A 25,810-nucleotide genomic window follows, 5' to 3' on the forward strand; every position below is an offset into this window, starting at 1 on the left:
ACGTTCACGCTGGAACCTTAACCACCACGGTCCGGGCGAACTTGTCGTGGAGGCACTGCTGGTACGGCTTGTCCCAGAGCTGCCAGAGGCCGTCGACGTAACTCATCCCCGGAACCAGGCCGCAGCCGAGCTGGGCGAGGAAGCGGCGGGCGAGGACGCCCCGGGTCAGCGACCCGGTCGGGTCGAGGGGCGCGATGCGGATCTTCATCACCCGCTTGCCGACGGTCTGCCCGGTACGTCGTGACATCTCGACGGAGTAGACGTACTGCACGACGAGCATCACCGCGAACAGGGCCGCCTCCATCAGGAGCAACGGCACGATGATGGCGGCGAGGTCCGGCGTGGCGACGGTGCCGTCCGGTTGGTACTCGACGGCGGTGAGCTCCGGCCCGACGGCGACGAAGAAGATGATCACCGCGGGGATCGCGCAGACCAGGCCGATCCCGCCGAGGATGGCGCCGTCGATCAACACGGCGAGGAGCCGGTCCGTGAACGAGGCGAGCGGCTGCCCGCCCGGGCTGGTCGGCGGCGGGCCCGGCACCGGGTGGCCGGGCCGGGCGCCGTAACCGGGTGGCGTGCCGTATCCCGGCGGGGCGCCGGGGGCGGCGTACCCGGGCGTGACCGGCTGGCCCGGCGGGGCGCCGGGGGCGGGGTGTCCGGGCTGGCCGCCGGGGACGGGCTGATCCGCCGGCCGGGGCTGCGGTACGGGCGTGGTGGCGGACGGGCCGGCCGGTGGCCGGCCCTCGCCGGACGACGTCGACGGGGGAACCTGCTCGGTCACGTCGGACAGTGTTACAGGTTTCCGCGAGCCGCCTGTTCCCGCTCGATCGCCTCGAAGAGCGCCTTGAAGTTGCCCTTGCCGAAACCGAGGGATCCGTGCCGCTCGATCAGCTCGAAGAACACCGTCGGCCGGTCCTGCACCGGCTTGGTGAAGATCTGGAGCAGGTAGCCGTCCTCGTCCCGGTCGACCAGGATCCGCCGCTTCTTCAGCTCCTCGATCGGCACCCGCACCGTACCGATCCGGGCCCGCAGTTCCGGGTCGTCGTAGTACGAGTCCGGGGTGTCCAGGAACTCGACGCCGGCCGCCCGCATCGCGTCGACGCTGGCCAGGATGTCGTTCGTCGCCACCGCGATGTGCTGGGCACCCGGACCCTGGTAGTACTCCAGGTACTCGTCGATCTGGGACTTGCGGCGGCCGATCGCCGGCTCGTTGAGCGGGAACTTCACCCGGCGGGTGCCGTTCGCGACCACCTTCGACATCAGCGCCGAGTATTCGGTGGCGATGTCGTCACCGATGAACTCGGCCATGTTGGTGAAGCCCATGACCCGGCGGTAGAACTCCACCCACTCGTCCATCTTGCCCAGTTCGACGTTGCCGACCACGTGGTCGACGGCCTGGAAGAAGCGCTTGGGCTGGACGCCGGCATCGATCATCGGCTGCCGGTCGACGATCGGCGGCCGGGCGACGAACCCGGGCAGGAAGGGGCCGTCGTACCGGGAGCGGTCGACGAGGCTGTGCCGGGTGTCGCCGTACGTCGCGATGCTGGCCACCCGTACCGTGCCGTGCTCGTCGGTGAGGTCGTGCGGCTCGACCAGGCCGGTCGCGCCCTGTGCGGTGGCGTACGCGTACGCCGCGTCGACGTCCGGCACCTCGAGTGCGATGTCGCGGATGCCGTCGCCGTGCTTGGTCACGTGTGCGGCCTCCGGCGCGTCGGGCCGGACGGCACCGGTGAAGACGAACCGGGCGGAGCCGCTGGTCAGCACGTACTCCGCGTAGTCGCGGTAGCCCTGCTCGGGCCCACGGTAGGCGACGCAGGTCATGCCGAACGCGGTCGAGTAGTAGTGCGCGCTCTGCTTCGCGTTGCCGACCACGAAGCGGATGTGGTCGATGCCCTGCACCGGGAAGGGGTCGGTGGAGTCGTCGTGCGCGACGGCGCCGATGAGCCGGTCCACGTCGACGTCGGGCTCCGCGCCGGTGGTGGCGGGCTGCTGGAGTGCGCTGGTCATCGTCGTGCCTCCCTGACATACCGCGGCCGGCCGGGCGGCACGGCCGTCTCCCCGCGCGGGCGTCGCGGCGTGTCCGCGAGCCGCGCCACTGCCTGCCGCGTCACCCGGGTTCCCCGGGGCGGCGCGGCCGTTTCCGTGAGCATCGCGGCCGGTGGCCACCTGGGCAACACATCCGGAAACCGCTGAGCAGGTTGTGCATTTAGTACGGTCGACTACCGTTACTGCTATGCAGGATGTCCAGCTCGATCAGCTCGATGTCAGGTTGATCGACCTACTCGCCGCCGAACCCCGGATCGGGGTCCTCGAGTGCTCGCGGCGGCTGCGGGTCGCCCGTGGCACCGTGCAGGCCCGGCTTGACAAGCTGATCGCCCGGGGCGTCATCCAGGGTTTCGGACCGGACGTCGATCCGGCCGCCGTCGGCTTCGGGGTGACCTCGTTCGTCACGCTCGAGATCAACCAGCGGCACGGCCACGATCCGGTGACGACCCATCTGCGGGCGATACCCGAGGTACTGGAGGCACACACCATCACCGGCTCCGGCGACGTGCTCTGCCGGATCGTCGCCCGCTCCAACGCCGACCTGCAGCGGGTGCTCGACCAGGTCATGTCGCACGAGGGGATCGCCCGGGCGTCGAGCATCATCGCGCTCGCGCAGAAGATCCCCTACCGGGTCCTGCCACTGCTGCGCTCGATCGCCGGCCCGGGCCCCGCCGGCTCCGGGGCGGCGTCTCCGGCCGGGTCCGGCGGGGCGCCCGTCGCCGACCCCGGCGGTTCGGGGCCGGTCGGCCCCGGTGGCCCCGGCTCCGCCGCCTCGGCCGCCAGCGCGTCGCCGAGCGAGGTGCGTTCGTAGCGGACCGACCGGCCCATCCGGATGCGGCTGACCAGGCCGGCCTGCCGCAGCACCGCGAGGTGCCCACCGACGTTGCCCAGACCCGTGCCGAGCTGGGCGACGAGCTGACTGGTCGTGGCGGGAACGGCCAGAGCCCGCAGGATCGCCGCCCGGGTCGGGCCGATCAGTCGGTCCAGCGCCTCCGGGCTGCGGTCCGGCTGCGGGGGGCCGAGCAGGTCGGCGACGCCCCGGGCCGGGTAGACGATCGCGTACGGCCAGGGCGGGTCGACGTAGGTGATCATCGGACCGAAGACGCTCGGCACGAAGAGCAGTCCCCGGCCGGCCAGGGCGTACGTGCCCCGGTCCTGGTGCCGAATGTCGATCCGGCTGCCGTGCCGGTCGGTGACGAAGCGCAGCCGTGGATCGAGGTCGGCCAGGGCCGCCGCCCAGCCGTACGTGGCGAGCTGTCCCGCCCGCTGCACCACGTCCCGTTCGAGGATCGCCCGCAGCCGAGGCCACTCCGGCGCCACCAGGGCAACCCACGCCGCCTCGATCGCCTCGGCGATCCGGGCCACGACATCCGACATCGCGAGGAGCCGCTGGGCGTACGCCGGGGGGTTCGGGTGCCCGGCCAGGTTCCGGGCCAGCTCGTCCCGGGCCTGTTCGACCGGGGTGGCCCTGACCACGGCGAGCTCGTCGGCGAAGCTCATCCCGATCCCGGTCGGGGGCGGTTGGATGAAGTCCGCGTTGTACCCGTTGCGGCGCAGCAGCCCGAGCAGCGCGGCGACCGCCGGGTACTCCCGGCGCAGCCGCAGGTAGCGCTCCCGGGTCCGGGCCAGCCACGGTCGCAGCACCGCCGACGAACTCTGGCCGGCGTGCAGCCGCAGCGCCGCCATCGTCTCGCCGAGCGGCGAGATGGCGAACCGACTCGCCGCGACATCGGCCGGCGTGACCTCGATCCGCACGTCTTCCAGGGTAGGGAGGATCCCCTCCGGCAGCCGCCGGGCGTACGTCCGCAGACCCCGACGTTTCGCTGGTGGGCGAAACCATGGTCGTCCCGTCCTCCCCCGGTGACCCTGGTGCGGTGACCCCCTCCCGCAGTCGTGAGACCGTCGCCGGGGAGCGGCCGGCCACCTTCCGGACCGTGCTGGCCGTACCCGAGTTCGTGGCGCTCCTCGCCGGCTTCGGCGTCTTCATGGTCGGCGAGACGGCGAAGATGCTCGCCCTCGCCGTGCTGGTGTACGACCGCACCGGGTCGCCGCTGCTCTCCGCGTTCGCGTACGTGGTCGGGTTCCTGCCACACGCCCTGGGTGGCATGCTCCTGATCTCCCTCGCCGACCGGTGGCCACCCCGGGCCCTGCTGGTCGGCTACGACCTGCTGCGGATGGCGAGCGTCGTGGTGCTCGCCTGGGGGGTCCTGCCCCCGGCCGGGATGCTCGGGCTCGTCTTCGCCGTCGGGCTCGTCGCGCCGGCCAGCACGGCGGCCCGTAACGCCCTGCTGCCGGAGTTGCTGGCCGGGGACGCCTACGTGCTCGGCCGCTCCCTCTTCACGGTCGCCGCCGGCGCGACCCAGGTGCTCGGGTTCGCGGCCGGAGGCCTGCTCCTCGACCTGGTCGGCCCGTACGGTGCACTGTGGCTGACCGCCGCCACCTGTCTGGTCTCGGCACTCCTGACCCGGTTCGGCCTCGCGGCCCGTCCGGCCCGGTCCGCGACGGGGGCGGCGCCGGCCGGCGCCGACGGAGCCGCGCCGGCCCCGACCGCCCAGCGAGGCGGCGGCGCAGAGCGGCGCGTGAGCGTCGTCCGGGAGACCTGGCGGGTCAACCGACTCCTCCTCGCCGACCCGCGGATCCGGGGGTTGCTGCTGGCCCAGTGGCTGCCCGGAGACCTGGTTGTGGCCGCCGAGGGCGTGATCGTGCCGTACGTCTCGGAGCTGGGGCTCGCGGCCGGCGCCGGAGCGCTCCTCGCGGCCTCCGCGCTCGGCATGCTGACCGGGGAACTCGTGGTGGGCCGGTGGGTCGCGCCGGCCCGACGGGAGCGACTGACACCGTGGCTCGCCCTGCTGCTCGGTACGCCGATGCTGGCCTTCGTCACCCGACCCGGACTGGCGGTCGCCACCGCGCTCTTCGCGCTGGCCACCTTCGGCTTCGGCTACCAGCTCGGGCTGGCCCGGCGCTTCCTCGCCGCGGTGCCCGAGTCACGGCGCGGCCAGGCGTTTGGGCTGCTCAGCACCGGGATGATGACCGCGCAGGGCCTCGCTGTCGGCCTCGCCGGCGCGCTCGCCGAGGTGCTCGCGCCCGGCACGGTGATGGCGCTCGCCGGCGTCGCGTCGCTGATCGCGACCGGGCTGCTCTGGCCCCAGCTGCGTCCGGAGCCCACCGCGGCCGACCCGGACCCCGATTCCTCGCCATCCCCGGCGGACGCCCCGGCGCCCCACCCCGACGCCGGGCCGACGGACCGGCCCGCTCCCGCGCCCGAGCTGCGTGTTCCTGCCAGCGACACGGACAAAACGCCCTAGCCGCCCTTGCCGGGCGATCTCGTTTACGGTAACGGGATGGCGAAGGGGAGCGCCGGCCTGGGTCCGAAGATCTCGTTGGCCGTCGCGCTGATCGCGGTGATCGTGCTCGCCGCCACGAACGTCTGGAACCCGTTTCCGGGCGTGTGGGGCTGGGTCAACCGCGACCGTCCCCTCGCCGAACCCGACGTCGTCTGGCAACAGCGGATCGGCGGCACGCCGCAGAACGTCACCATCGCCGGCAACACGGTGGTGATCCGCTACCGCACCCGGGTGGAGGCGCGCAGTCTCGCCACCGGCCTGCGGCTCTGGGAGCGGAAGGCGGACTGGGCGGCGGTCGCCGGGGGCGACCGGGACGCCGTCATCGCGGTCGGCAAGCTGCTCAGCAAGGGCTACGAACTGCTGGACCCCGAGACCGGGGCGGTGCGGCGCAGGGACACCGTGGCGGCCGGGGTCTGGACGTACCGCAACGCCGTGCTCGACGCGCGCTGCCGGGACCCGCGGGACTGCCAGTTGACGGCGTACGAGCCGCGGGGGACGACCCCGATCTGGAACACGTTCCTGCCGGGTGTGGAGACCGGGCCGCTCGCCGGCAATCCCGAGGTGCAGGGCACGCGGCGGCTGACGACCCGGGACGTGCACGACGGGGCCGCCGGACCGGTGGAGATGCCGCCGCTGATCGGCTTCCCCGTCGACGGGCGGGTGCACGTCGTCGACACCGCGACGGGTCGGACCGTGCAGAACATCGAGCCGGGGCCGCGGGACCGGATCGTGGTGGTCGGCGGCCGGATGCTGCGGATCGAGGCCCGCAGCGCGGACGGCACCTGCTACTTCACCGTGGTGGCCCGCGATCCGGTGACCGGGCTGGAGGTGTGGCGGCGCGACGGGCTCAACCTGCGGACCGCCGACGGCGCCGGCTGCCCGCAGCGGGAGGACCCGCAGGGCGGGGAGAACGTCATCGTCGGGGTCACCCCGGACGGTCGGGAGACGGTCATCGACGCGTACGACGGTCGGGCCCTCTGGACCGGCGGCAGGGGCGAGAAGCTCCTCGCCGTCGACGACCGGTACGCGCTGACCCGCTCCGCCGACCGACGTACCGTGACCGGGCACGAACTCGGCATCGACCGGCCCCGGTGGACCCGGCCGCTCCACCCGGACGGTGGCGCCGCGCTCGCCCCGTACGCCGCGGTGCTGATCGACCGTGACCCGGACCGGATCATCGCGCTCGACCCGCGGAGCGGACGCGAACTCGCCAGCGTCCGCTCCTCGGCGAAGGTGCTCGCGGTGGGACCGGCGGGCATGGTGATCGGGGAGGGCCGCGACCTCGGATACGTCCGCTTCGGCGGTGCGTCCGGCGGGCCGGCGCCGGGCGGGCCGTACCCCGATCCGGGCGCCGGGCCGGACTGCGGTGGCCCGAAACAGCCGGCGTGTCCGCCGGCCAACGGTGGTAAGGCCGGCTGATCCGGGCGGGGGACGGCGAGCCCGACGGGCCGGGGCGGCCGGATGAGAGCGGTGTCGCACGGTCGACCCGGTGGGTGGGACGGACTGGGCGGACTGTCCTAGGCTTGCCGGCTATGAGCAGTGGCGCGGCGTTCTCCTACTCTCCCCTGTTGCCCGTCGGCGCCGACCAGACCGAGTACCGCCTGGTCACCGACGAGGGTGTCGACGTGGTCCACGGGCCGGGCGGCCGGCGCTTCCTGACGGTGGAGCCGGCGGCGCTCACCGCACTGACCGCCGAGGCGATGCACGACATCGCCCACTACCTGCGACCGGCACACCTCGCCCAGCTCCGAGCCATCATCGACGATCCGGCCGCCTCGCCGAACGACCGCTTCGTCGCGCTCGACCTGCTCCGCAACGCCAACATCGCGGCCGGCGGGGTCCTGCCGATGTGCCAGGACACCGGGACCGCGATCGTCATGGGCAAGCGCGGCCGTCACGTGCTGACCGACGGATCCGACGAGGAGGCGATCTCGCGGGGCGTCTACCAGGCGTACACCCGGCTCAACCTCCGGTACTCCCAGCTCGCCCCGCTCACCATGTGGGAGGAGCGCAACACCGGCAACAACCTGCCGGCCCAGATCGAGATCTACGCCGAGGACCCGGACGGGCATCCGGACACCTACAAGTTCCTCTTCATGGCCAAGGGCGGTGGCTCGGCCAACAAGTCGTTCCTCTACCAGGAGACGAAGGCGCTGCTGAATCCGACCCGGCTGATGCAGTTCCTCGAGGAGAAGCTGCGGCTGATCGGCACCTCGGCCTGCCCGCCGTACCACCTGGCGATCGTGGTCGGCGGCACCTCCGCCGAGTACGCCCTGAAGACCGCGAAGCTCGCCTCGGCGAAGTACCTCGACAACCTGCCCACCTCCGGCTCGCTGCTCGGGCACGGCTTCCGCGACCTGGAGCTGGAGGCCGAGGTGCTGGAGATGACCCGGCAGTTCGGCATCGGTGCGCAGTTCGGTGGCCGGTACTTCTGCCACGACGTCCGGGTGGTCCGGCTGCCCCGGCACGGTGCCTCCTGCCCGGTCGCGATCGCGGTCTCCTGCTCCGCCGACCGGCAGGCGATGGGCAAGATCACCCCGTCCGGGGTGTGGCTGGAGCGGCTGGAGACGGATCCGGCGCGGTTCCTGCCCGACGTCACCGACGCCCAGCTCGACCAGGGCACCGAGGTGGTGCGGATCGACCTCAACCGCCCGATGGACGAGATCCGGGCAGAGCTGTCGAAGTACCCGGTCAAGACCCGGCTCTCCCTCACCGGCCCGCTGGTGGTGGCCCGGGACATCGCGCACGCCAAGATCGCCGAGCGGCTGGACGCCGGTGAGCCGATGCCGCAGTACATGCGGGACCACGCGGTCTACTACGCCGGCCCGGCGAAGACCCCGGAGGGCTACGCCTCGGGCTCGTTCGGCCCGACCACCGCGGGCCGGATGGACGCGTACGTGGAGAAGTTCCAGGCAGCCGGCGGGTCGTACGTGATGCTGGCCAAGGGGAACCGCTCCGCTCAGGTCACCCGCTCCTGCCAGCAGTACGGCGGCTTCTACCTCGGCTCGATCGGCGGCCCGGCGGCCCGGCTCGCCCAGGACTGCATCAAGCACGTCGAGGTGCTGGAATACCCGGAACTCGGCATGGAGGCGGTCTGGAAGATCGAGGTGGAGGACTTCCCGGCCTTCATCGTCGTCGACGACAAGGGCAACGACTTCTTCGCCGAGGTGACCAAGCCGGTGCTGACCATCGGCCGGCGCTGACCACGGACACCGGCCGGCCGCGTGGGGCCGGCCGGGTGGAACCGGGCGGCGTCGGGCGCGGAGCCGACCGCGGTCGGCCGGTGTGGATCCACGACCGCCGGGCCGGCTGTCGGCGGGCCGCCCGCGGGGCGACGGTGCGTGCGGCACCGTCCGCCGGGTACACCGGAATCGGCGTGGACCGATGATCGCCGCGAACGCCATGGCTGCCGGGCCGTCCCACGAGCGACCCGGCAGCCCGCCGTCTCCGCCCGGCGCGGGTCGGGCTGGTACGGCTCAGGCGGCGGAGGGCAGCGCGCTGGTGCGGACCAGCACCTGGCGTTCGGGCCCGGTGCTGCCGTCCTGGCGCAACTCCACGCCGTGCAGCGACAGCCATTCGAGTTGTGGGTAGTGGCGGAGGTCCGCGCCGACTCGCGTGACGCGCAACACAAGCGGGCCGACCCCGTAACAGTAGTCGGACTCGGCAAAGTGGAGAACGTCCCCGACGGCCGGTGCCGTCCGGCCCGTCGCGGGTGCTGCGGCGGCGTCCATCAGTGGCGTCTCCCTCAGGTGTGGAAGCCGGCGAAGGGCATCGCTCCGAATCGGTGCGTCCACCCGCGCGCCGTGGCGGAGCGGACGCACCGCCCCCGTCGGTATCGATTACGTGCTGTTATGCGTCCCGCAGGCTAGTGTCACCGCCTGCGCTATCGATCCGCTGCCACCTCGCTCTCATCTCGATTCTGCTGACTGTGACCGGCGGGTTACCCTGCTGCCGGACACCACCACGGTCAGGGAGATGCCATGCGATTCGGGATCCTTGGCCCGCTCCAGGTGGGCGGCGGTGAGTCGGTGGTGACGGCCAACCGGGACCGGATCGTCCTCGCCATGCTGCTGCTGCACGCCGGCCAGGTGGTCCCCGTCGACGATCTGGTCGACGCGGTGTGGGAGACCGGGCCACCGGTCACCGCCCGGGGGCAGTTGCAGACCTGCGTGTCCCGACTGCGCCGGCTCCTCGCCACCGCCGGGGTGCCGGGCGACACCATCGTCACCGGTCCCGCCGGCTACCGCGTCGAGATCGGTCCGGACGACCTCGACGCCCAGGTGTTCGAGCGGATGGTCGCCGAGGCCCGGGCTGCCGCCGCCGCACGGGAGTGGGTGGCGGCGGGCGAGACGTACCGGGCGGCGTTGGCGCTGTGGCGCGGCCCGGCCCTGGCCGGACTCTCCGGCGCGGCGGTCCGGCGCGGCGCCGCCTTCCTCGACGAGCAGCGCATGCTCGCGCTGGAGGAGCGCTTCGAGGTGGAGCTGCGGCTCGGCGGGTCGGGTGACCTGGTCGCCGAGTTGACCGAGCTGGTCGAGCGACACCCGTTGCGGGAGCGACTTCGTGGCCAGCTCATGCTGGCGCTCGCCGACAGCGGCCGGCGGGCCGAGGCGCTCGCCGTGTTCCGGTCCGGCCGGGAGATTCTGCTCGGCGAACTCGGCATCGAGCCCGGCGCCGCGTTGCGGGAGATCCAGCGGCGGCTGCTCGCCGGAGACGATCCCGCCGGGGACGCGGCCGACCGTGTCCCCGGCCGGGAGGAGAGCGGACGGGCTCCGGGCGGCGAGGCCGGCGGACGCGTCGCCGATCCGGAGGCGGGCGTCGCCATCCGGGAGGCCGGCGGCCCGGAACCCACCGGGAGCGTCGGAGCCGAGGAGGCGGTCCTCCCCACCACCGGGGCCCAGGGGAGCCCGGCACCGGCGTCCCGGCCACCGGTCCGCTGCCTGCCCCGGGCGATCGCGGACTTCACGGGCCGGCAGGACACCGTCGCGCGGCTGCGTAAGGAGATCGAGGACGGCGGGCCGGACGTTCCGGCCGTCTACGTCATCGACGGCATGCCGGGCAGCGGCAAGACGACCCTCGCCGTGCACCTGGCCACCGCGCTCGGCCCCCGGTACCCGGACGCGCACCTCTTCGTCGACCTCCAGGGCCACAGCGTGCGGGGTCCGCTCACCCCGTCCACCGCCCTCGCCGCGTTGCTGCGCCAGCTCGGCATCCCCGGAGAACGGATCCCGGCCGACCACGCCGACCGGATCGCGCTGTGGCGGACCGAACTGGCCAACCGACGGGCGCTGGTGGTGCTGGACAACGCGGCGAGCACCGCCCAGGTCAGTCCACTGTTGCCGGCGGGGGCCGGCTGCCTGACCCTGGTCACCAGCCGGCGGCGCCTGGTCGGGCTCGACGGGGTCCGGGCCCAGTCGTTGAGCGTGCTGGAGCCCGGCGAGGCGGTCGAACTGCTGGCCCGGATCGCCGGTCCGGAGCGGATCCGGGCCGAACCGGAGGCCGCCGCGGAGGTGGTCCGCCGCTGCGGCTACCTGCCGCTGGCGATCCGGCTCGCCGGGTCCCGGCTGGCGCACCGGCCCCGGTGGCGGGTCGCCGACCTGGTTGAACGGCTCGGTGAGGAGGACCGGCCGGTACTGGCCGAGTTCGCGGTCGAGCACCGCACCCTGGTGGACGCGTTCGCGCTGTCGTACGCGCAGTTGCCCGGACCGGTGCAGCGGACGTTCCGGCGCCTCGGGCTGCACCCCGGCGAGGGGTTCGATCGGTGCGCGGTGGCGGCGTTGACCGGGCTGTCGCTGGCGGCCGCCCGGGAGCATCTCGACGAGCTGGTCGACGCCCACCTGGTCGACGAGGTGGACGCCGGCCGGTTCCGGCTCCACGACCTCGTCCGGCAGTACGCCGCCGAGCTGGCCGTGGTCGCCGACGCCGAGCCGGACCGGCGGGAGGCGGTGCGGGCGCTGCTCGACTTCTGCCTGCACACCGCGGTCGAGGTGAGCGCGACGTTCGAGGCGTCCGGAAACCTGCGCTCGGTCGTACCGGGGAAGCCGGCCCGGCCCGACCTGGTGGCGGTCTCCGCCCGCCAGGGGCGGGGGTGGCTGGACGCCGAGCGGGCCAACCTCGTCCCGCTGGTCATCCTCGCCGTCGAGCAGGGGCTGTACCGGTACGGCTGGCAGCTCGCCCGAGCCAACTGGCGGGAGCTGTACGTCGGCGGCCACCTCGACGAGCTGATCCAGACCCACACCCACGGGCTGCGGGCCGCGGAGGCACTCGGCGACGACAGCGGCATCGCCACCATGCACAACTATCTGGCGTCGGCGTACTTCCGGCTGGGCGAGTTCCAGCGCTCGGCGGACTCGCTCCAGGTGGTCATCGCGATCTGGGAGCGGCTCGGCGACGTCGCCGGCCTGTCCATGGCGTACGTCAACCTCGGCCTGCCGCTGATGATGCTGGGCCGGACCAGCGAGGCGGTACGGCATCTCGAACACGGGCTGGCGCTGGCCCGGCAGACGGACGACTGGCGCACGATGCCCAACGCGCTGACCAACCTGGGCAACGGCTACATGGAGCTGGGCCGGTACGCCGACGCGCTGCGGGTGCTGCGGAACCGGCTCTTCCTGGCCCGGCAGCACGGCAAGATCGACGTGGTGGCGGACACCCTCGGCGGGATCGGCGCGGTGTACGGCCGGATGGGCGCGTACGACGCGGCCCTGAGCCGGATGTACGCGGCCCTGCGGGTGCTGCGGACGCTGCGCAACCACTTCGCCGAGGGGGACCTGCTCAACGAGATCGGCGCGGTCGAGCGCGCCTGTGGGCGGCCGGCCGAGGCGGCGGCCCGACACCGGGCGGCGCTCGCCGCGATGCGGGACGCGGGGGATCGGGGTGGCGAGTGCACCGCCCGGAACCTGCTGGGTCGGGACCTGCGTGATCTCGGGGAGGTCGGTGCCGCGCTGGAGCTGCATCACCAGGCCCTGCACGCGGCGACCCGGATCCAGTGCCTGCCCGAGCAGGCCCGGGCCCTGGACGGCATCGCCGCCTGCCTGCGCCCGACCGACCCGGCCGCGGCCCGGTCGTACTGGACCCGGGCGCTGGCCCTGTACGTCCAGGCCGAGTCCCCGGAGCAGCACGAGGTGCGGCGACGCCTGCAGGAGCTGGACCGGGCCGTGGACGGCGATCCGGGGTGAGGTGACCGCGATCATCTGCGGGGCGGCGCGCCGCGGGGCAGGATGGTAGCCGTGAGCACACCAGAGGCGACCGGCTACCGGGTCGAACGCGACACCATGGGCGAGGTGGAGGTTCCCGTCGAGGCGCTGTGGCGGGCCCAGACCCAGCGCGCGGTGCAGAACTTCCCGATCTCGGGGCGCGGCCTGGAACCGGCCCACATCAGGGCGCTGGCCCAGATCAAGGGGGCGGCGGCTCGGGCCAACGCCGAGCTGGGGGTGATCGACGCGGACGTGGCCGAGGCGATCGCGACCGCGGCGGCGCACGTCGCGGACGGCGGCTACGACGACCAGTTCCCGGTCGACGTCTTCCAGACCGGCTCCGGCACCTCGTCCAACATGAACGCCAACGAGGTGATCGCCACCCTCGCCGCCCGGGAGCTGGGCCGGGAGGTGCACCCGAACGACGACGTCAACGCGTCGCAGTCCAGCAACGACGTCTTCCCGTCCTCGATCCACCTCGCCGCCACCCAGGCGGTGGTACACGACCTCCTGCCCGCGCTGCGCCACCTCCAGTTCACGCTGGAGTCCAAGGTGGACGAGTTCGCCGAGGTGGTGAAGGCGGGGCGTACGCACCTGATGGACGCCACGCCGGTGACGCTGGGCCAGGAGTTCTCCGGCTACGCCACGCAGGTGCAGTACGGGATCGAGCGGCTGGAGGGTTGCCTGCCCCGCCTCGCCGAGCTGCCGCTCGGCGGGACCGCCGTCGGCACCGGCATCAACACTCCGGTCGGATTCGCGCCGAAGGTGATCGAGAAGCTGCGTGAGATGACCGGGCTGCCGCTGACCGAGGCTCGCAACCACTTCGAGGCGCAGGGGGCCCGGGACGCCCTGGTGGAGGTCTCCGGACAGCTCAAGACGTACGCCGTCGGGCTCTACAAGATCGCCAACGACATCCGGTGGATGGGTTCCGGACCCCGCGCCGGGCTGCGCGAGTTGCAGATCCCCGACCTCCAGCCCGGGTCGTCGATCATGCCGGGCAAGGTGAACCCGGTGGTCTGCGAGGCGGTGCGGCAGGTCTGCGCGCAGGTGATCGGCAACGACGCCGCGGTCGCGTTTGCCGGCTCGCAGGGCGACTTCGAGCTGAACGTGATGCTGCCGGTGCTGGCTCGCAACGTCCTGGAGTCGATCCGGCTGCTGGCCGCCGCGAGCCGGTTGCTCGCCGACCGCTGCGTGGTCGGGCTGGTCGCCAACGTTGACGTCTGCCTGGCGTACGCCGAAGGGTCGCCGTCGATCGTCACCCCGCTCAACCGCTACCTCGGGTACGACGAGGCGGCCTCGATCGCCAAGGAGGCGCTGGCCAAGGAGATGTCGATCCGGGCGGTGGTGATCGAACGCGGTCACGTGGAGGACGGCCGCCTCACCGAGCAGCAGCTCGACGACGCCTTGGACGTGCTCCGGATGACACATCCCTGACTCCTCGGTGAGTGGCTGCTTCTCCCGCCCCGGTACCCTCGCCGGGTGCTCACCACGGTCGTGTTCGACGCGGATCACACCCTGCTCGACCTGGATCCGGCGGTCGACGGCGGGCTGGCTGCCGTACTCGGGGAGATACGGCGGCTGACCCCGGCGGCGGCCGGGGTGTCCCTCGCGGATCTACGCGCCGACTTCGCCGCATGCCTCGCCGAGCGGCCCGACGAGCCGGTCGTGGCGGTCCGGCGGGCCGCGCTGGCCCGGTCCCTCGACCGGGTCGGGCTCGGCCACGAACTGGACCGGATGGCCACGCTCTTCTTCGCCCGCCGATTCGCCCTGACCGAGCCGTTTGCCGACGTGATACCGGTGCTGGCCGCGCTGCGGTCGTCGTACACGCTCGGGTACGCGACGAACGGCAACAGCCGGGCCGACCGGTGCGGGCTCGCCGCCCAGTTCGCCTTCGAGATCTATGCGCACGAGGCCGGGGTGCCGAAGAAACCCGCACCCGCCTTCTTCGCCGCCGTCGCCGCGGCGGCGGGTGCCCCGCCCGCCTCCATCGTGTACGTCGGTGACTCGCCGGAGCACGACGTCCGGGCCCCGCAGGCGGCCGGGTTGCGCTCGGTGTGGTTGAACCGGGCCGGGCTACCGCGTCCGGCGGACCTGCGTCCGGACGCCGAGATCCGGTCCCTGGCCGAGCTGCCGGCGGTGCTCGCCGGGTGGCGGTGACGGACCCCGCTGGGGCTCCTCAGCGGTTCGTCACGGCGTCGGATGACGCGTGCGGGCCGGTGCTGGCCCTGGCGATTTCCGGCCGTCTGGCCGCTCAGGAGTGCGTCGCGGCTCAGGCGAGCGCGGTCGCGATCTCGGTGGCCGCGACGGCGACCCGGGCGCCGACCGTGTTGACGTCCAGCGGGGCCAGCGCCACCACGCCGACGCTCGCCTCCAGGCCCGGCACCCCGAGGACGGGTACGGCGACCCCGTACGCGCCGGCCTGAAGTTCGCCGCTGGTCGCCACCGGCTCGGCCCGACCCTGCCGACCGGCCAGGATCGCCCGGCCGGCGGCGCCGCGTTCCAGCGGGTGCCGCGTCCCGGCCCGGTACGCCACGTGGAACGTCGTCCAGCTCGGCTCGACCACGGCCAGCGCCATTCCCTCTCCGCCGTCGACCACGGTCAGGTGGGCGGTGGCACCGGTCTGCTCGGCGAGCCGGCGCAGCGCCGGCAGCGCCCCGTCGGCAAGCAGTGGCTGGGCACGCCGGGCCAGGTGCAGCAGCCCGGCGCCGAGGTGCAGTCGTCCGGCGCTGTCCCGGCGCAGCATCCCATGCTCGGTGAGCGTGCCGAGCAGCCGGTACACGACCGCCCGGCCGACGCCGAGCCGGGCCGCCGCCTCGGTCACGGTGAGTCCGCCGGTTGTTTCGGCGACGAGGTGTAGTAGTCGGAGGCCGCGGTCCAGGGTTTGGGCGGTTTCGCCTCCGCCTCGGCTGGGGGTGGCGTCGGTGGCGGGGGTTCCGTCCGTGGTGCGGGTTTCGCTGGTACGGGGTGTGTCGTTTGCCGTCGTCGCCACATCAGGGAGCGTACGGCCGGTGTTTGGGTGTGGCGAAGGTTGGCGGACTGGGGTGGTTCCCGGTCCCGGGGCTATGCGGTCGTGGGGGCGGCGGGTGGCGCGTCCGGTGGCCGAACCGACTGAGACGGCGCCGGCGGCCCGGCCAGCCCGTGCAACGTGAAGTCCGTGAGGGTCTCCACCACGCGGTCGTCGTCGGGTGAGTCCGGGGTCTTGAGCAGCGCGTAGTTGAGCGTGAGGAGCATCGCGCCGATCGCCGCCGCGACGAGCTCCGGATCGCCGGGCAGCCGGTGTCCGCGTTCGACGAGGTATTCCAGGTGCTCACGGATGGTGCGGGTCTGCTCCCGCAGATCGCGCCAGGCGCGGCCCGAGCCGGGGTCGTCGGCCACCATCGCCTGGAACAGCGCGACCGCCACCGGGCGGTTGTCACGCATCACGGTCCACGCGGCGGCGAGGTGGTCGCGTAGCTGGTCGCGGTCGGTCAGGTCGTGCTCGCGCGGGTGCTCCATGGCGACGACGTGCGCGTCGACCGCGTCCTCCAACTCGGCGAGGAGCGCCGTGAGCAGTTCCTCCTTGCTGGCGAAGTGCTCGTAGAACGAACCCGTGGCACGTCCGGCCGCGGCCGTGATGTCGGTGATCTTCGTGTTGAGGTAGCCGCGCTCGCTGAACAGCCGTCGCGCCGCCTCGAGCAGCGCGGCGCGGGTCTCGGCCGCCTTCGCCTTCCGGGTGGTGCTCCTCTCCCGCGGCATCCCGTCCTCCATCGCCTGTTGACCCGGCCCATACTATCGAACATACTTTCACTGAAACACAATTCAGTGAATCGGCGTTCAGGGAGGCGTCATGAAGGTGATCGTGATCGGAGGCGGCATAGCCGGGCCCGCCACCGCGCTCGCGCTGCGGCGGGACGGCCACGACGTGACCGTCTACGAGGCGTACGAGGACCCGGCCGGGGACGTCGGCGGCCACCTCAGCCTCGCGGTCAACGGGCTGCGTTGCCTGGAGAGGCTGGGCTGCCTGCGCGAGGTGCAGGCGGCCGGCCACGAGATCGAGCGGATGCGCTTCTACACCGGGAGCGGACGCCTGCTGGGTGATGTACCGCGCCTTCGCCGCGAGGCCGACCCGATGCGGAGCGTCACGATCATGCGCGGGCGGCTGGTGAGCATCCTGCGGCGCGCCGCCCTCGACGCGGGCGCGCGCATCGTCACCGGCGAACGCCTGGTGGACATGCGGGAGACGTCGGACCACGTGACGGCCGAGTTCGCCTCCGGCCGCAGGGACACCGCGGAGCTACTCGTGGGCGCCGACGGCATCCACTCGACCGTGCGTCGGCTGCTCGACCCGTCCGCGCCGCGCGCCGAGTACGCGGGGCTCTACGCGGTCGGCGGGGCCGCCACGATCAGGGACGCCGAGGTCGGCGTCTGGAGCGCCACCATGGGACGAAACGGTGTCTTCGTCTACAGCACCATCGACGAACAGACCGCGTGGTGGGCGGCCCAGGTCGCCGACCCCGTGCCGCCCCGGCTACGCGACGTCGACGAGGCGGAATGGCGACGGCGCCTGCCCGAGCTGTTCCCGGAGGCCGTGCCGTCGGCCATCCTGGCCGCCGCCACGGAGATCTTCGCGACCGCCCAGATGTACGTCTGCGACCGGATCCGGACCTGGCACAGCGTTCGCGTCGTCCTGGTCGGCGACGCCGCCCACCCGGTCGGGGTCGGGCAGGGCGCCTCGATGTCCATCGAGGACGCATTGGTGATCACCGCGGCACTGCGGGCCGCGCCGACGATTCCCGCGGCGCTTCGTGCCTATGAGGCGGAACGCCGCCCGCGCATCACCAGGCTGCTCAAACACGCCGACGACGCCCGCGACGGCAAGAAGCCCGGACCCGTGAAGCGTTACCTGGACGCGGCGATGATGCGCCTGCTCCTCCCGTTCTACGAGCGGGCCCAGGGATACCTGTACGACTACGAGCCGACCATCTCCACGGTGCCGGCCGGGGTGTGACGCTGGGCGGCGGCCCGGGCCGTTCCCGAGCCGCCGCCCTCACCTCATATCGATTTATCGGCGCGGTCGTCGATCGGATGTTCCGAGATCGGCCGTGGCTTCGCGCATTTCATGATCCTCAATTGCTCGTACCCGTTCGGCGGGATCCCGGTGCCTCGACGGCCCTGGCCAGCCCAGAACGGCAGGGGTACGGGCGGGTACGGTCTCATCGGAATCCGAGAAGCGAGGCTCATCCTCGTACCCGGTACCCTTGTACGGTGACGCTGCGCCTGTACGACACCGCTGCCCGTTCGGTGCGGGACTTCGTCCCCCTGCGTCCCGGTCGGGTGGGGATCTACCTGTGTGGTCTCACCGTCCAGTCCCCGCCGCACATCGGCCACCTTCGCTCCGGTGTCAACTACGACGTGCTGCGGCGCTGGCTGCTGCGCAGCGGCTACCAGGTGACGTTCGTCCGCAACGTCACCGACATCGACGACAAGATCCTGGCGAAGGCGGTCCAGCAGCAGCGCCCGTTCTGGTCGATCGCGTACGCCAACGAGGTGATCCTCGGCGCCGCCTACCGGTCGCTCAACGTGCTGCCGCCGACGTACGAGCCCCGGGCCACCGGGCACATCCCGGAGATGCACGAGCTGATCAAGAAGCTCATCGCGGCCGGGCACGCCTACCCGGCCGACGACGGCTCCGGCGACGTCTACTTCGACGTCCAGTCGTACCCGCGGTATGGCGTCCTCTCCCACCAGGACCCGGACGCGACGCAGGTGACCGGGGAGGTCGAGGAGCGGGGCAAACGGGATCCCCGGGACTTCGCGCTCTGGAAGGGCGCCAAGCCGGACGAGCCGGCCGAGGCCGCCTGGCCGTCGCCGTGGGGGCCCGGTCGCCCGGGCTGGCACATCGAGTGCTCGGCGATGTGCTGGCGCTACCTCGGCCCCGAGTTCGACATCCACGGCGGCGGGCTGGACCTGACCTTCCCGCACCACGAGAACGAGCTGGCCCAATCCCGGGCCGCCGGGCTGCCGTTCGCCCGCTACTGGGTCCACCACGGCCTGCTCAACCTCGGCGAGGCCAAGATGAGCAAGTCGCTCGGCAACGTGATCGACCTCGACCACGTCACCCGGATCGGGGTACGGCCGGCGGAGCTGCGCTACTACATGGTCGCCCCGCACTACCGTTCCCGGATCGACTACTCCGACGAGTCGCTGCGGGAGTCGGCCGTGGCGTACCGGCGGGTGGAGGGTTTTGTCCGGCGGGCCGCCGACCGGGTCGGGGCCGGCAAACTCGGCGACCTTCCCGACGCCTTCGGTGCGGCACTCGACGACGACCTCAACACCTCCGCCGCCCTCGCCGTCCTGCACGAGACGGTCAAGAACGGCCAGCTCGCGCTGAACGGCGGCGACGACGAGGGGACCCGGACGGCACTGGCCGAGGTCCGGGCGATGCTCGACGTCCTCGGTCTCGACCCCCTCGACCCGGCCTGGGACGGGGACGGGCAGGATGGTGACCTGCGGGGCGTGGTCGACGCGCTCGTCGAGCTGGCGATCGAGCAGCGGGCCCAGGCCCGGGCCCGGAAGGACTGGGCCACCGCCGACGCCGTGCGGGATCGTCTGCGCAAGGCCGGCGTGGTGGTCGAGGACACCCCGCAGGGCACCCGTTGGACGATCGGAGAGCAGGACTGATGCCCGGAAACTCGCAGCGTCGCGGCCGTCGGGTCACCCCGAAGAAGGGCGCCCCGGTCGGCTCCGGTGGCAAGAACCGGGCGCGCCTCGCCGGCCGGGGCCGGACCCTGCCCGCCGACGAACGTCCGTGGCACAAGGCGTACTCCGGCACCGAGAAGCTGCCGCGCCGTACCGCCTGGAAGCAGGAGAAGGAGCGTCGCGCCGCCGCCGCCGAGGGTCGGATCCCCAAGGTCGGCATTCCCGGCACCAAGGACACCACCTGGGGCAAGGGCGGCCGCCGAGCGGTCAGCGCCGGTCGGGGCGCGGCGACCGCCGGGCGGACCACCACCAAGCCGGTGCCGCGGCCCGGACCCCGGGTCGCGCCCGGGCGCAAGGGCACGCCCGGCCGGGAGGCCGCCGAGCTGCTGGTTGGCCGGAATCCGGTGGTGGAGGCGCTCCGGACGAACGTACCGGCGACCGCGTTGTACGTCGCCCAGGGCATCGACATCGACGACCGGGTGAACGAGGCGGTCCGGACGGCGGCCGACCGGGGTATCGCGATCATCGAGGTCAGCCGGGCCGAGCTGGACCGAATGACCGGCGGGGTGCTGCACCAGGGGATCGGCGTGCAGGTGCCGCCGTTCGCCTACGAGGTCTACGAGGACATGCTCGCGGTGGCGCTGGAACAGCCCTCCCCGCTGCTGGTCGGGCTCGACGGGGTCACCGACCCGCGCAACCTCGGTGCGGTGATCCGGTCGGCGGCGGCGTTCGGCGCCCAGGGTGTCTTCGTACCCGAGCGGCGAGCCGCCGGGATCACCGCGACCGCATGGCGGACCAGCGCGGGAGCGGCGGCCCGGGTGCCGGTCGCCCAGGTCACGAATCTGACCCGGGCGGTGAAGCTCGCCCAGCAGGAGGGCTTCCTGGTGGTCGGGCTGGACGCCGACGGCGAGACCGACCTGTACGACCTGGAGGCGGCGACCGGTCCGCTCGTGGTGGTGGTCGGCTCCGAGGGACGGGGCCTGTCCCGGCTCGTCGGGCAGACCTGCGACCTGCGGGTACGTATCCCGATGGCCTCCGAGGTCGAGTCGCTGAACGCCAGCGTGGCGGCGGCGGTCGCCCTCGCCGAGGTGTCCCGGCGCCGTCTCGCCGCCTGAACGCCTGAGTGTTAGGAAGGGCCCCTTCTACAACAAAAAACGATAGGAAGGGGCCCTTCCTTTCAGCTAGACCAGCGGTTCGTCTGAGGAGGGGCACCTTGACCGGGTTCACCGACGCCGAGCGCAGCTACCTGTCCCAACAACGGCTCGGTCGGCTCGCCACCGTCGATGCCGCTGGCCAGCCCCACGTCGTACCGGTCGGGGTCCGGTTCGATGCCGGCGACGGCACCCTCGCCATCGGCGCCGCCGACCTGCCCGGCCGGGGCCAACGGCGCCACTACCTCCGCAACATCGAGACCGACCCCCGGGTCGCCGTCGTGATCGACGACCTCGCCTCGCTCGACCCCTTCCACCCGCGCGGGGTGTCGATCCGGGGCCGGGCGGAGATTGTCGGCACCGGCGGCGAACGCCTCGGCCCCGGCTTCGGACCCCTCTGGGTACGCGTCACGCCCGTCTGGATCTCGTCCTGGGGCATCGAGAGCGGTCCCTACGATCCGCCGCACACCCGTTCGCTGTCCGTCGAGCCGCTAGCGGGGTAACCGGAGCGGGCCGGCGGGTCTGCCCGTCGCCCACCACCTCGGGTGATACCGCCACACGACTCCACGTCGTCGTGGTCACGGAAGGTCAGCGTGAACGGCGGGCCCGGTCGCGTCGGCTGCCAGCCCGCGGCGAGCGCCCGGCGGACAGCCAGCGCCACGAGTACGGGTCGAACCGTCGTGCTCGGCAGGCCGAGCCAGTTCCCGGGGTGCGCGTACGGCAACGACACGACCAGTACGCTGCCCGGCCGGTCGGCCCGGTGGACCACGAATCTCAGCGGTGTCCACCCGTTGGCCTGACAGTACGTGGGTCGTCGGCGTACCGCCCAGCGGAACGCGACCTGGTCGACGACGATCCGCCGACTGCCCTTCCGGGCCAGTGACACCGTGCCAGCCTCCCCTTGCGCCGCGGCGGCCCGCACCGTCGCACACGCTGCCCGAGGCCATGCGGCCCGGTTGCCCGGGCCATGCGGCGACGTGGAGGCCGGCAGCAAGTCCCGTCCCGGTTGAGAGTTGCCTGAGCGCGCCACCCGGTCCAGGTTGGGTTGACCGCCCGTGGGGCACGGGCTGACCGCCCGTGGGGCACCGGCGGCCTCCGACGATCATTCTCCCGCCTTCGTGCCGTCGCGCGGGGCCGTCCGGGCCGGTGCCAGGCAGCGTCCGTAACATGCAGGGCCGGGCAACGTCCACGTCCGGCGGAGGAGTCACTGCATGGAAGGCCAGGACGGCGGAGGCTACGGGCTCGGCGTCGACCTTGGAACCTCACACACCGTGGCGGTACTGCGGTGGCCCGACGGCCGGACCAGGCCGCTGCTCTTCGACGGACAGCCAATCCTGCCCTCCGGTGTCTTCCTCGGCCCCGACGGACGGCTGTACGTGGGCCGGGACGCGCAGCGGCTGGCGCAGGCCGACCCGGCCCGGTACGAGCCGAACCCGAAGCGACGGATCGACGAGCCGGCGGTGCTGCTCGGCGACCGGGAGATCCCGACAGCGGAGTTGCTCGCCAGCGTGCTGCGGGCGGTGGCGAACGCCGCCGTGGAGGCGGTCGGCTTCCTGCCCCCGGCGGTGCTGACCTATCCCGCCACCTGGGGCGCCCGGCGCCGGGAGGCGCTCGCCGCCGCCGTCGCCCAGGCCGGCTGGCCCCCGGTCGGCGGGGTCGCCGCAGGGCCGGTCGTCGACCCGGACGATGCCGAGCCGACGGTCCGGCTCGGCTCGGCCCCGGCCGCCCCCGCCGGCCCGGGGAGCGCCCCGGTCGTGCCGGCGCCCCGGTCCGCGGGCGGCGGCACGCTGCTGGTGCCCGAGCCGGTCGCGGCCGCGCGCTACTTCGTCGACGTCCTGCGCCGCCCGGTGCCGGTCGGTTCGGCCCTCGCGGTCTTCGACTTCGGCGGCGGCACCCTGGACATTGCCGTGGTCCGCAACGAGGGGGTCGACGGGAACGGCCGGCCACGGTTCGCGGTGATCGGGTCGGGTGGCGTTCCCGACCTCGGCGGGCTTGACCTCGACGCCGCGCTCGTCCAGCACCTCGGCACCGTCATCAGCGTCGCGCACGGGCCGGTCTGGCAGCAGCTCAACCAGCCGGTCACGGCCAGCCAGTGGCGTAACCGCCGGCAGTTCTGGGACGACGTGCGGGGAGCGAAGGAGATGCTCTCCCGCGCCGCGACCGCCCCGGTGCCGGTGCCCGGGATCGAGCAGGCGTTGCACCTGACCCGGGAGGAGCTGGAGCGGGTCATCACGCCGCTGCTCCGCCGTGGCGTCTTCGAGACCGCGACGGTGATCGCGAACTGCCGGCTCACCGCCGACCAGCTCGCCGGGCTGTTCCTGGTCGGCGGTTCCTCGCGGGTCCCGCTGGTGGCCCGGCTGCTACATGCCGAACTCGGGATCGCCCCCACCGTGCTCGAACAGCCGGAGCTGCCGGTCGCCGAGGGTGCGCTCGCCGAACTGGCGCCGGCGGTGCCGGCGGCCGGGACGGAGGCGCCGGCCGGCGTGGCCGGGGTGGCGCCGACTACGGGCGTGCCGGTGAGCCCCGCCGGCGGGCTGGTCTCGGGCGCCCCGGCGGGCGCCGTGCCCGTCAGCGGCGCGCCGGCCGGGGGGTACGAGCCGGGACGGGCGCCGGTGGCCACGGCGCCGCATCCGGTGTCGCCCGGCCAGCCCGGAGCGCCGGGTAGCCCGCCGCCGTACGGGGCGGCCGGGGCGCCGGCGTACCCGAACGGGCCGGCCGGGGGCGGGATGCCACCAACCGGGGGCGCGGCACGGCTGGCCGGGTGGGCCGAACTGCTGCGCCGCCGCGTGGTCTGGCTCGGCGCGGGTGCGGCGGTCGCGGTGGTGGCCGTGGCCGCCGCGGCGGTGCTGTACCTGACCCGGGACCCCTATCCCGCCCTCGACTTCGCTCCCTTCGCCGAGGTCGGGCGGATCGCCACCCGGGAGCCGGACGCGACGACGCTGCTGACCACCACCGGTGGCGACCGGGCCTACGTCGGCTACCAGCGTTCCGACAACCGGCTGGATGTCGCCGTCGTCGACCCGACGACGGCGAAGGTCGCCCGGTGGTTCACCACCGACGAGACCGCCGAGCGGTGGCTCTGGTTGCAGGCACTGCCGAAGGCGCTCATCGTCCGGGGTGGTGCGACCAGCTCCAGCGACCCCGGTGTCCTGGTCGGCTTCGACCCGGACACCGGGAAGAAGCTGTGGAGCCGGCAGATCAGCGGCGGCGCCGAGGCCCACAGCTACGACGAGTACGTCGTCCTGCTGGACAGGGACGCCGACGCGGTCATCGGAATCAACGCCCGGACCGGCCGGGAGTGGAGTCTGCCGAGCCCGAAGGGTGAGTTCGGCAGTGACTCGGCCGTGGAGCCGGTGCACACCCCGGGGGAGTACGGCGGGACGGCGGACGCGTACGGCAACCACATGCTGCCGAACCGGGGCAAGGAGCCCGGGCTGGTCGAGGTCGGCGCCGACGGCTCGGTCCGGCTCATCGACGTGGCGGCCGGCAAGGTCCTGAAGGAGCGCGCGAACGCCGCGGACACCGACGACCTGCTGCTGGCGTACGAGGGGGAGCTTTTCGTGGCCCCGAAGAGCGGCGGTTACGGGCTCGCGCGGTTTGACCTGAGGACCCTCGGCACGCCGACGACCGTCTACACGGCACCGGACAAGAGCCGCCAGCCCGTCGACCTGCTGCCCTGCGGCGAGCACCAGGTCTGCGTGCTGGAGACCGCCGGCACGGACAGCGCGACCGCGCAGCTCGTGGCGGTCCGGACGGACAAGGCGGAGGTGGCCTGGCGGCGGGACGTGCCGAAGGGCGAGCGGCTCCGCGCGGTCGGCCAGAACATCGTGGTGCAGACGACCAGCTCGGGGACGACCGTCCGACTCTTCACCCCGGACGGTCGGAAGGTGCTGGAGCGGGAGGGCGTGGCGAGCCGGATCAACGGCGGTAACCTGCTGCTCTTCGACGACGCGCTGTCGACGTACCCCGGCACCATGAGCGTCGCCGGGGTGGTGGCCAAATCCGGCAGGCTGACCCAGCTCGGCCCGCTCAAGGAGGTCGTCGGGACCAGTTGCTCCTGGACCACCTCGGTACTGATCTGCGCCGGCCGGTCGGAGTTCGTGCTCACCCGGTTCGTCGCGGAGTAACCTCGCCGCGGTACGTCTCTGACGGACAACCGCCGGTACGGGACCGTGGCCCCGGGATGCGGGCATCCGTCGGCTGGCCCGGCAGGCATTCGCGGGTGTCCCCGGACGATTCGGCCTCCCCGCAGGCCCACCCTCCGTCGGCTTGGTATCCGCCGGCCCGGGTACGCGCGCCACATTCGTCGGACCGGGGAATCCTCGCCCGGCATCCGCCGGATCAGACGCGTCTGCGCCCGCCGGGCTGGACGCGCGCCGGCATCCCTCCTGCCTGCCGTGGGTCTGTCGGGGGTGTCGGAGTCCAGGTCAGGACAGGTCCGACCCGGCGATCCGGCGCGTGGTGGCGTGCAGTCCGAGCAGGGTGTAACCGAGCAGGATCGGGGTGAGCAGCGGCAGCACGAGGACGCAGAGCAGGCCCGCCAGCGCGACCACCCCGGCGGTGCCGAGCAGTACGGCCGGGCGGGCGGCGATGAGGCGGGCGGCGGCGCGGGCCGCCGTGCCCCACCCCTCGCCGCCCTGCCGGCCGAGCTGGACGATGGTCAGTCCGGCGAAGCCGCCGGCGGCCACCGCCAGGGCGACGGTGACCGCGACGAGCACCGTGCCGCCGGGAACGACGCCGCGCCCCAGTACCAGCAGGTTCACCGCAAGGAGCGTGCCGGCGAGGCCGGCGACGGCGGTGGCTCCGGCGCCGGGCAGCACCCGACGGCCGAAACCGCGCAGCGTCGCCCGGAGGCCGGGCCAGGAGCCGGTCTCGATCCAGTGGTGCAGCGCGGCGCTGGCGGTACCGAGGGCGGCGCCGGCGGTGACCACCGGCAGCGTCGCGACGGTGGCTGCGATGCCGAGCAGGGCCAGGTCGGCGGCGTTGCGCAGGGTGTCCCGCCAGTCCGGTCGGTCGGCGCCCGGCGCGGGCGGCTCCTCCGGCCAGGTCGGCGTGGCTGGCCGCTGTCGGTCGACGCCCGGGCCGCCCGGGTGCTCTGCCCGGTTCGGCGTGCCCGGCTGCACCGGCTGGTTCGGCCCGACCGGCGGCCGTTGCCGACCCACCTCCGACGCCCCGCGGGCGACCTCGGCCATCGCGTCACTCCGTCCCCGCTGCGTCACCTCGCCCCCTCTGCGTCACCTCGCCCCCTCTGCGTCACCGCGGGCCGCCCCGCTGCCCATACCCGACCACCGGCGGGCCGCCCCGCGTGGCTGCGGGCCGGCCGCGTGGCTGCGGGCGGTTTCCCGTGTCTCCGAGCCGCCTGCAGTCTTCGGGCCGCTCCGCATTGTTTGCGGGCCGC

Annotated in this window: 17 protein-coding genes and 3 pseudogenes; 12 read left to right on the top strand and 8 right to left on the bottom strand. The window is 73.3% G+C overall.

Features of this window, described 5'->3' with window-relative positions:
- Positions 1 to 4: 4 nt before the first annotated feature.
- Together EF879_RS22925 and hppD are read right to left on the bottom strand one after the other, a co-directional pair.
- Positions 5 to 781 carry an RDD family protein gene (locus tag EF879_RS22925; protein WP_123561965.1) on the bottom strand — a complete coding sequence of 259 codons (777 nt, stop codon included), beginning with the start codon at positions 779 to 781 and terminating at the stop codon, positions 5 to 7.
- Between the two features lie 11 nt (positions 782 to 792).
- Positions 793 to 2,007 carry a 4-hydroxyphenylpyruvate dioxygenase gene (gene hppD, locus EF879_RS22930; protein ID WP_123561967.1) on the bottom strand — a complete coding sequence of 405 codons (1,215 nt, stop codon included), beginning with the start codon at positions 2,005 to 2,007 and terminating at the stop codon, positions 793 to 795.
- 226 nt (positions 2,008 to 2,233) lie between these two features.
- Between hppD and EF879_RS28335 the strand changes: the two are divergent.
- Positions 2,234 to 2,704, top strand: a pseudogene (locus EF879_RS28335) (Lrp/AsnC family transcriptional regulator); the annotation flags it as partial.
- 119 nt (positions 2,705 to 2,823) lie between these two features.
- On the opposite strand, the pseudogene EF879_RS22940 reads toward EF879_RS28335, so the two are convergent.
- A pseudogene (locus tag EF879_RS22940) lies at positions 2,824 to 3,801 on the bottom strand (DUF5937 family protein); the annotation flags it as partial.
- Between the two features lie 119 nt (positions 3,802 to 3,920).
- On the opposite strand from EF879_RS22940, the pseudogene EF879_RS22945 reads away from it, so the two are divergent.
- From EF879_RS22945 to EF879_RS22955, 3 genes and pseudogenes are all read left to right on the top strand, one after another.
- Positions 3,921 to 5,210, top strand: a pseudogene (locus EF879_RS22945) (MFS transporter); the annotation flags it as partial.
- 177 nt (positions 5,211 to 5,387) lie between these two features.
- The gene (locus EF879_RS22950) at positions 5,388 to 6,809 is read left to right on the top strand and encodes a PQQ-binding-like beta-propeller repeat protein (RefSeq protein ID WP_233604677.1); all 1,422 of its coding nucleotides are present in this window, start codon (positions 5,388 to 5,390) and stop codon (positions 6,807 to 6,809) included.
- A 113-nt stretch (positions 6,810 to 6,922) separates the two neighbouring features.
- Positions 6,923 to 8,593 carry a fumarate hydratase gene (locus EF879_RS22955; protein WP_123561971.1) on the top strand — a complete coding sequence of 557 codons (1,671 nt, stop codon included), beginning with the start codon at positions 6,923 to 6,925 and terminating at the stop codon, positions 8,591 to 8,593.
- A 273-nt stretch (positions 8,594 to 8,866) separates the two neighbouring features.
- On the opposite strand, the gene EF879_RS27355 is transcribed toward EF879_RS22955, so the two are convergent.
- Positions 8,867 to 9,016, bottom strand: a complete 150-nt coding sequence (locus tag EF879_RS27355) for a hypothetical protein (protein ID WP_158624257.1) — start codon at positions 9,014 to 9,016, stop codon at positions 8,867 to 8,869.
- Between the two features lie 354 nt (positions 9,017 to 9,370).
- Between EF879_RS27355 and EF879_RS22965 the strand changes: the two genes are divergently transcribed.
- Genes EF879_RS22965 through EF879_RS22975 form a run of 3 tightly spaced genes read left to right on the top strand, consistent with a single transcriptional unit; the run spans position 9,371 to position 14,740 of the window.
- Positions 9,371 to 12,565 (top strand): BTAD domain-containing putative transcriptional regulator, encoded by a 3,195-nt coding sequence (locus EF879_RS22965; protein ID WP_123561976.1) that lies wholly within the window; start codon positions 9,371 to 9,373, stop codon positions 12,563 to 12,565.
- Between the two features lie 42 nt (positions 12,566 to 12,607).
- Positions 12,608 to 14,017 (top strand): class II fumarate hydratase, encoded by a 1,410-nt coding sequence (locus EF879_RS22970; RefSeq protein ID WP_199736573.1) that lies wholly within the window; start codon positions 12,608 to 12,610, stop codon positions 14,015 to 14,017.
- Between the two features lie 45 nt (positions 14,018 to 14,062).
- Entirely contained in the window at positions 14,063 to 14,740 is a 678-nt protein-coding gene (locus tag EF879_RS22975) for an HAD family hydrolase (RefSeq protein ID WP_123561980.1), read from the top strand.
- Between the two features lie 112 nt (positions 14,741 to 14,852).
- On the opposite strand, the gene EF879_RS22980 is transcribed toward EF879_RS22975, so the two are convergent.
- Both EF879_RS22980 and EF879_RS22985 read right to left on the bottom strand, forming a co-directional pair.
- On the bottom strand, positions 14,853 to 15,461 hold the full coding sequence (locus EF879_RS22980; RefSeq protein WP_233604688.1) for an IclR family transcriptional regulator: 609 nt from the start codon (positions 15,459 to 15,461) through the stop codon (positions 14,853 to 14,855).
- A 182-nt stretch (positions 15,462 to 15,643) separates the two neighbouring features.
- Complete coding sequence (locus EF879_RS22985; RefSeq protein WP_123562066.1) at positions 15,644 to 16,318, bottom strand: TetR/AcrR family transcriptional regulator; 675 nt, start codon at positions 16,316 to 16,318, stop codon at positions 15,644 to 15,646.
- A 91-nt stretch (positions 16,319 to 16,409) separates the two neighbouring features.
- On the opposite strand from EF879_RS22985, the gene EF879_RS22990 reads away from it, so the two are divergent.
- From EF879_RS22990 to EF879_RS23005, 4 genes are all read left to right on the top strand, one after another.
- The gene (locus tag EF879_RS22990; RefSeq protein WP_123561985.1) at positions 16,410 to 17,570 is read left to right on the top strand and encodes an NAD(P)/FAD-dependent oxidoreductase; all 1,161 of its coding nucleotides are present in this window, start codon (positions 16,410 to 16,412) and stop codon (positions 17,568 to 17,570) included.
- A 257-nt stretch (positions 17,571 to 17,827) separates the two neighbouring features.
- Entirely contained in the window at positions 17,828 to 19,243 is a 1,416-nt protein-coding gene (gene cysS / locus EF879_RS22995; RefSeq protein WP_123561987.1) for a cysteine--tRNA ligase, read from the top strand.
- Positions 19,243 to 20,376 (top strand): 23S rRNA (guanosine(2251)-2'-O)-methyltransferase RlmB, encoded by a 1,134-nt coding sequence (gene rlmB / locus EF879_RS23000; protein WP_123561988.1) that lies wholly within the window; start codon positions 19,243 to 19,245, stop codon positions 20,374 to 20,376. The genes cysS and rlmB overlap by 1 nt, the downstream gene beginning before the upstream one ends.
- A 98-nt stretch (positions 20,377 to 20,474) precedes the next feature.
- A complete protein-coding gene (locus EF879_RS23005) occupies positions 20,475 to 20,915 on the top strand; it encodes a PPOX class F420-dependent oxidoreductase (RefSeq protein WP_123561990.1) in 441 nt (146 codons plus the stop codon).
- On the opposite strand, the gene EF879_RS23010 is transcribed toward EF879_RS23005, so the two are convergent.
- Positions 20,864 to 21,298 (bottom strand): hypothetical protein, encoded by a 435-nt coding sequence (locus EF879_RS23010; RefSeq protein WP_199736574.1) that lies wholly within the window; start codon positions 21,296 to 21,298, stop codon positions 20,864 to 20,866. The genes EF879_RS23005 and EF879_RS23010 overlap by 52 nt on opposite strands.
- Positions 21,299 to 21,623: 325 nt before the next feature.
- Between EF879_RS23010 and EF879_RS23015 the strand changes: the two genes are divergently transcribed.
- Positions 21,624 to 24,539 (top strand): Hsp70 family protein, encoded by a 2,916-nt coding sequence (locus EF879_RS23015; RefSeq protein WP_123561992.1) that lies wholly within the window; start codon positions 21,624 to 21,626, stop codon positions 24,537 to 24,539.
- 300 nt (positions 24,540 to 24,839) lie between these two features.
- On the opposite strand, the gene EF879_RS23020 is transcribed toward EF879_RS23015, so the two are convergent.
- Positions 24,840 to 25,604: a hypothetical protein gene (locus EF879_RS23020; protein WP_233604678.1), complete on the bottom strand. Its 765-nt coding sequence runs from the start codon at positions 25,602 to 25,604 to the stop codon at positions 24,840 to 24,842.
- Positions 25,605 to 25,810: the final 206 nt, after the last annotated feature.

This window comes from Micromonospora sp. HM5-17 (assembly GCF_003762835.1).
In the GTDB taxonomy this organism is placed as follows: Bacteria; Actinomycetota; Actinomycetes; order Mycobacteriales; family Micromonosporaceae; genus Plantactinospora.

Coding starts and splice junctions, on each gene's coding strand:
- EF879_RS23015 (WP_123561992.1), top strand. CDS start 21,624: ATGGAAGGCCAGGACGGCGGAGGCTACGGGCTCGGCGTCGACCTTGGA.
- EF879_RS22950 (WP_233604677.1), top strand. CDS start 5,388: ATGGCGAAGGGGAGCGCCGGCCTGGGTCCGAAGATCTCGTTGGCCGTC.
- hppD (WP_123561967.1), bottom strand. CDS start 2,007: ATGACCAGCGCACTCCAGCAGCCCGCCACCACCGGCGCGGAGCCCGAC.
- EF879_RS22985 (WP_123562066.1), bottom strand. CDS start 16,318: ATGCCGCGGGAGAGGAGCACCACCCGGAAGGCGAAGGCGGCCGAGACC.
- EF879_RS22990 (WP_123561985.1), top strand. CDS start 16,410: ATGAAGGTGATCGTGATCGGAGGCGGCATAGCCGGGCCCGCCACCGCG.
- EF879_RS22955 (WP_123561971.1), top strand. CDS start 6,923: ATGAGCAGTGGCGCGGCGTTCTCCTACTCTCCCCTGTTGCCCGTCGGC.
- rlmB (WP_123561988.1), top strand. CDS start 19,243: ATGCCCGGAAACTCGCAGCGTCGCGGCCGTCGGGTCACCCCGAAGAAG.
- EF879_RS23020 (WP_233604678.1), bottom strand. CDS start 25,604: ATGGCCGAGGTCGCCCGCGGGGCGTCGGAGGTGGGTCGGCAACGGCCG.
- EF879_RS22965 (WP_123561976.1), top strand. CDS start 9,371: ATGCGATTCGGGATCCTTGGCCCGCTCCAGGTGGGCGGCGGTGAGTCG.
- EF879_RS22970 (WP_199736573.1), top strand. CDS start 12,608: ATGGTAGCCGTGAGCACACCAGAGGCGACCGGCTACCGGGTCGAACGC.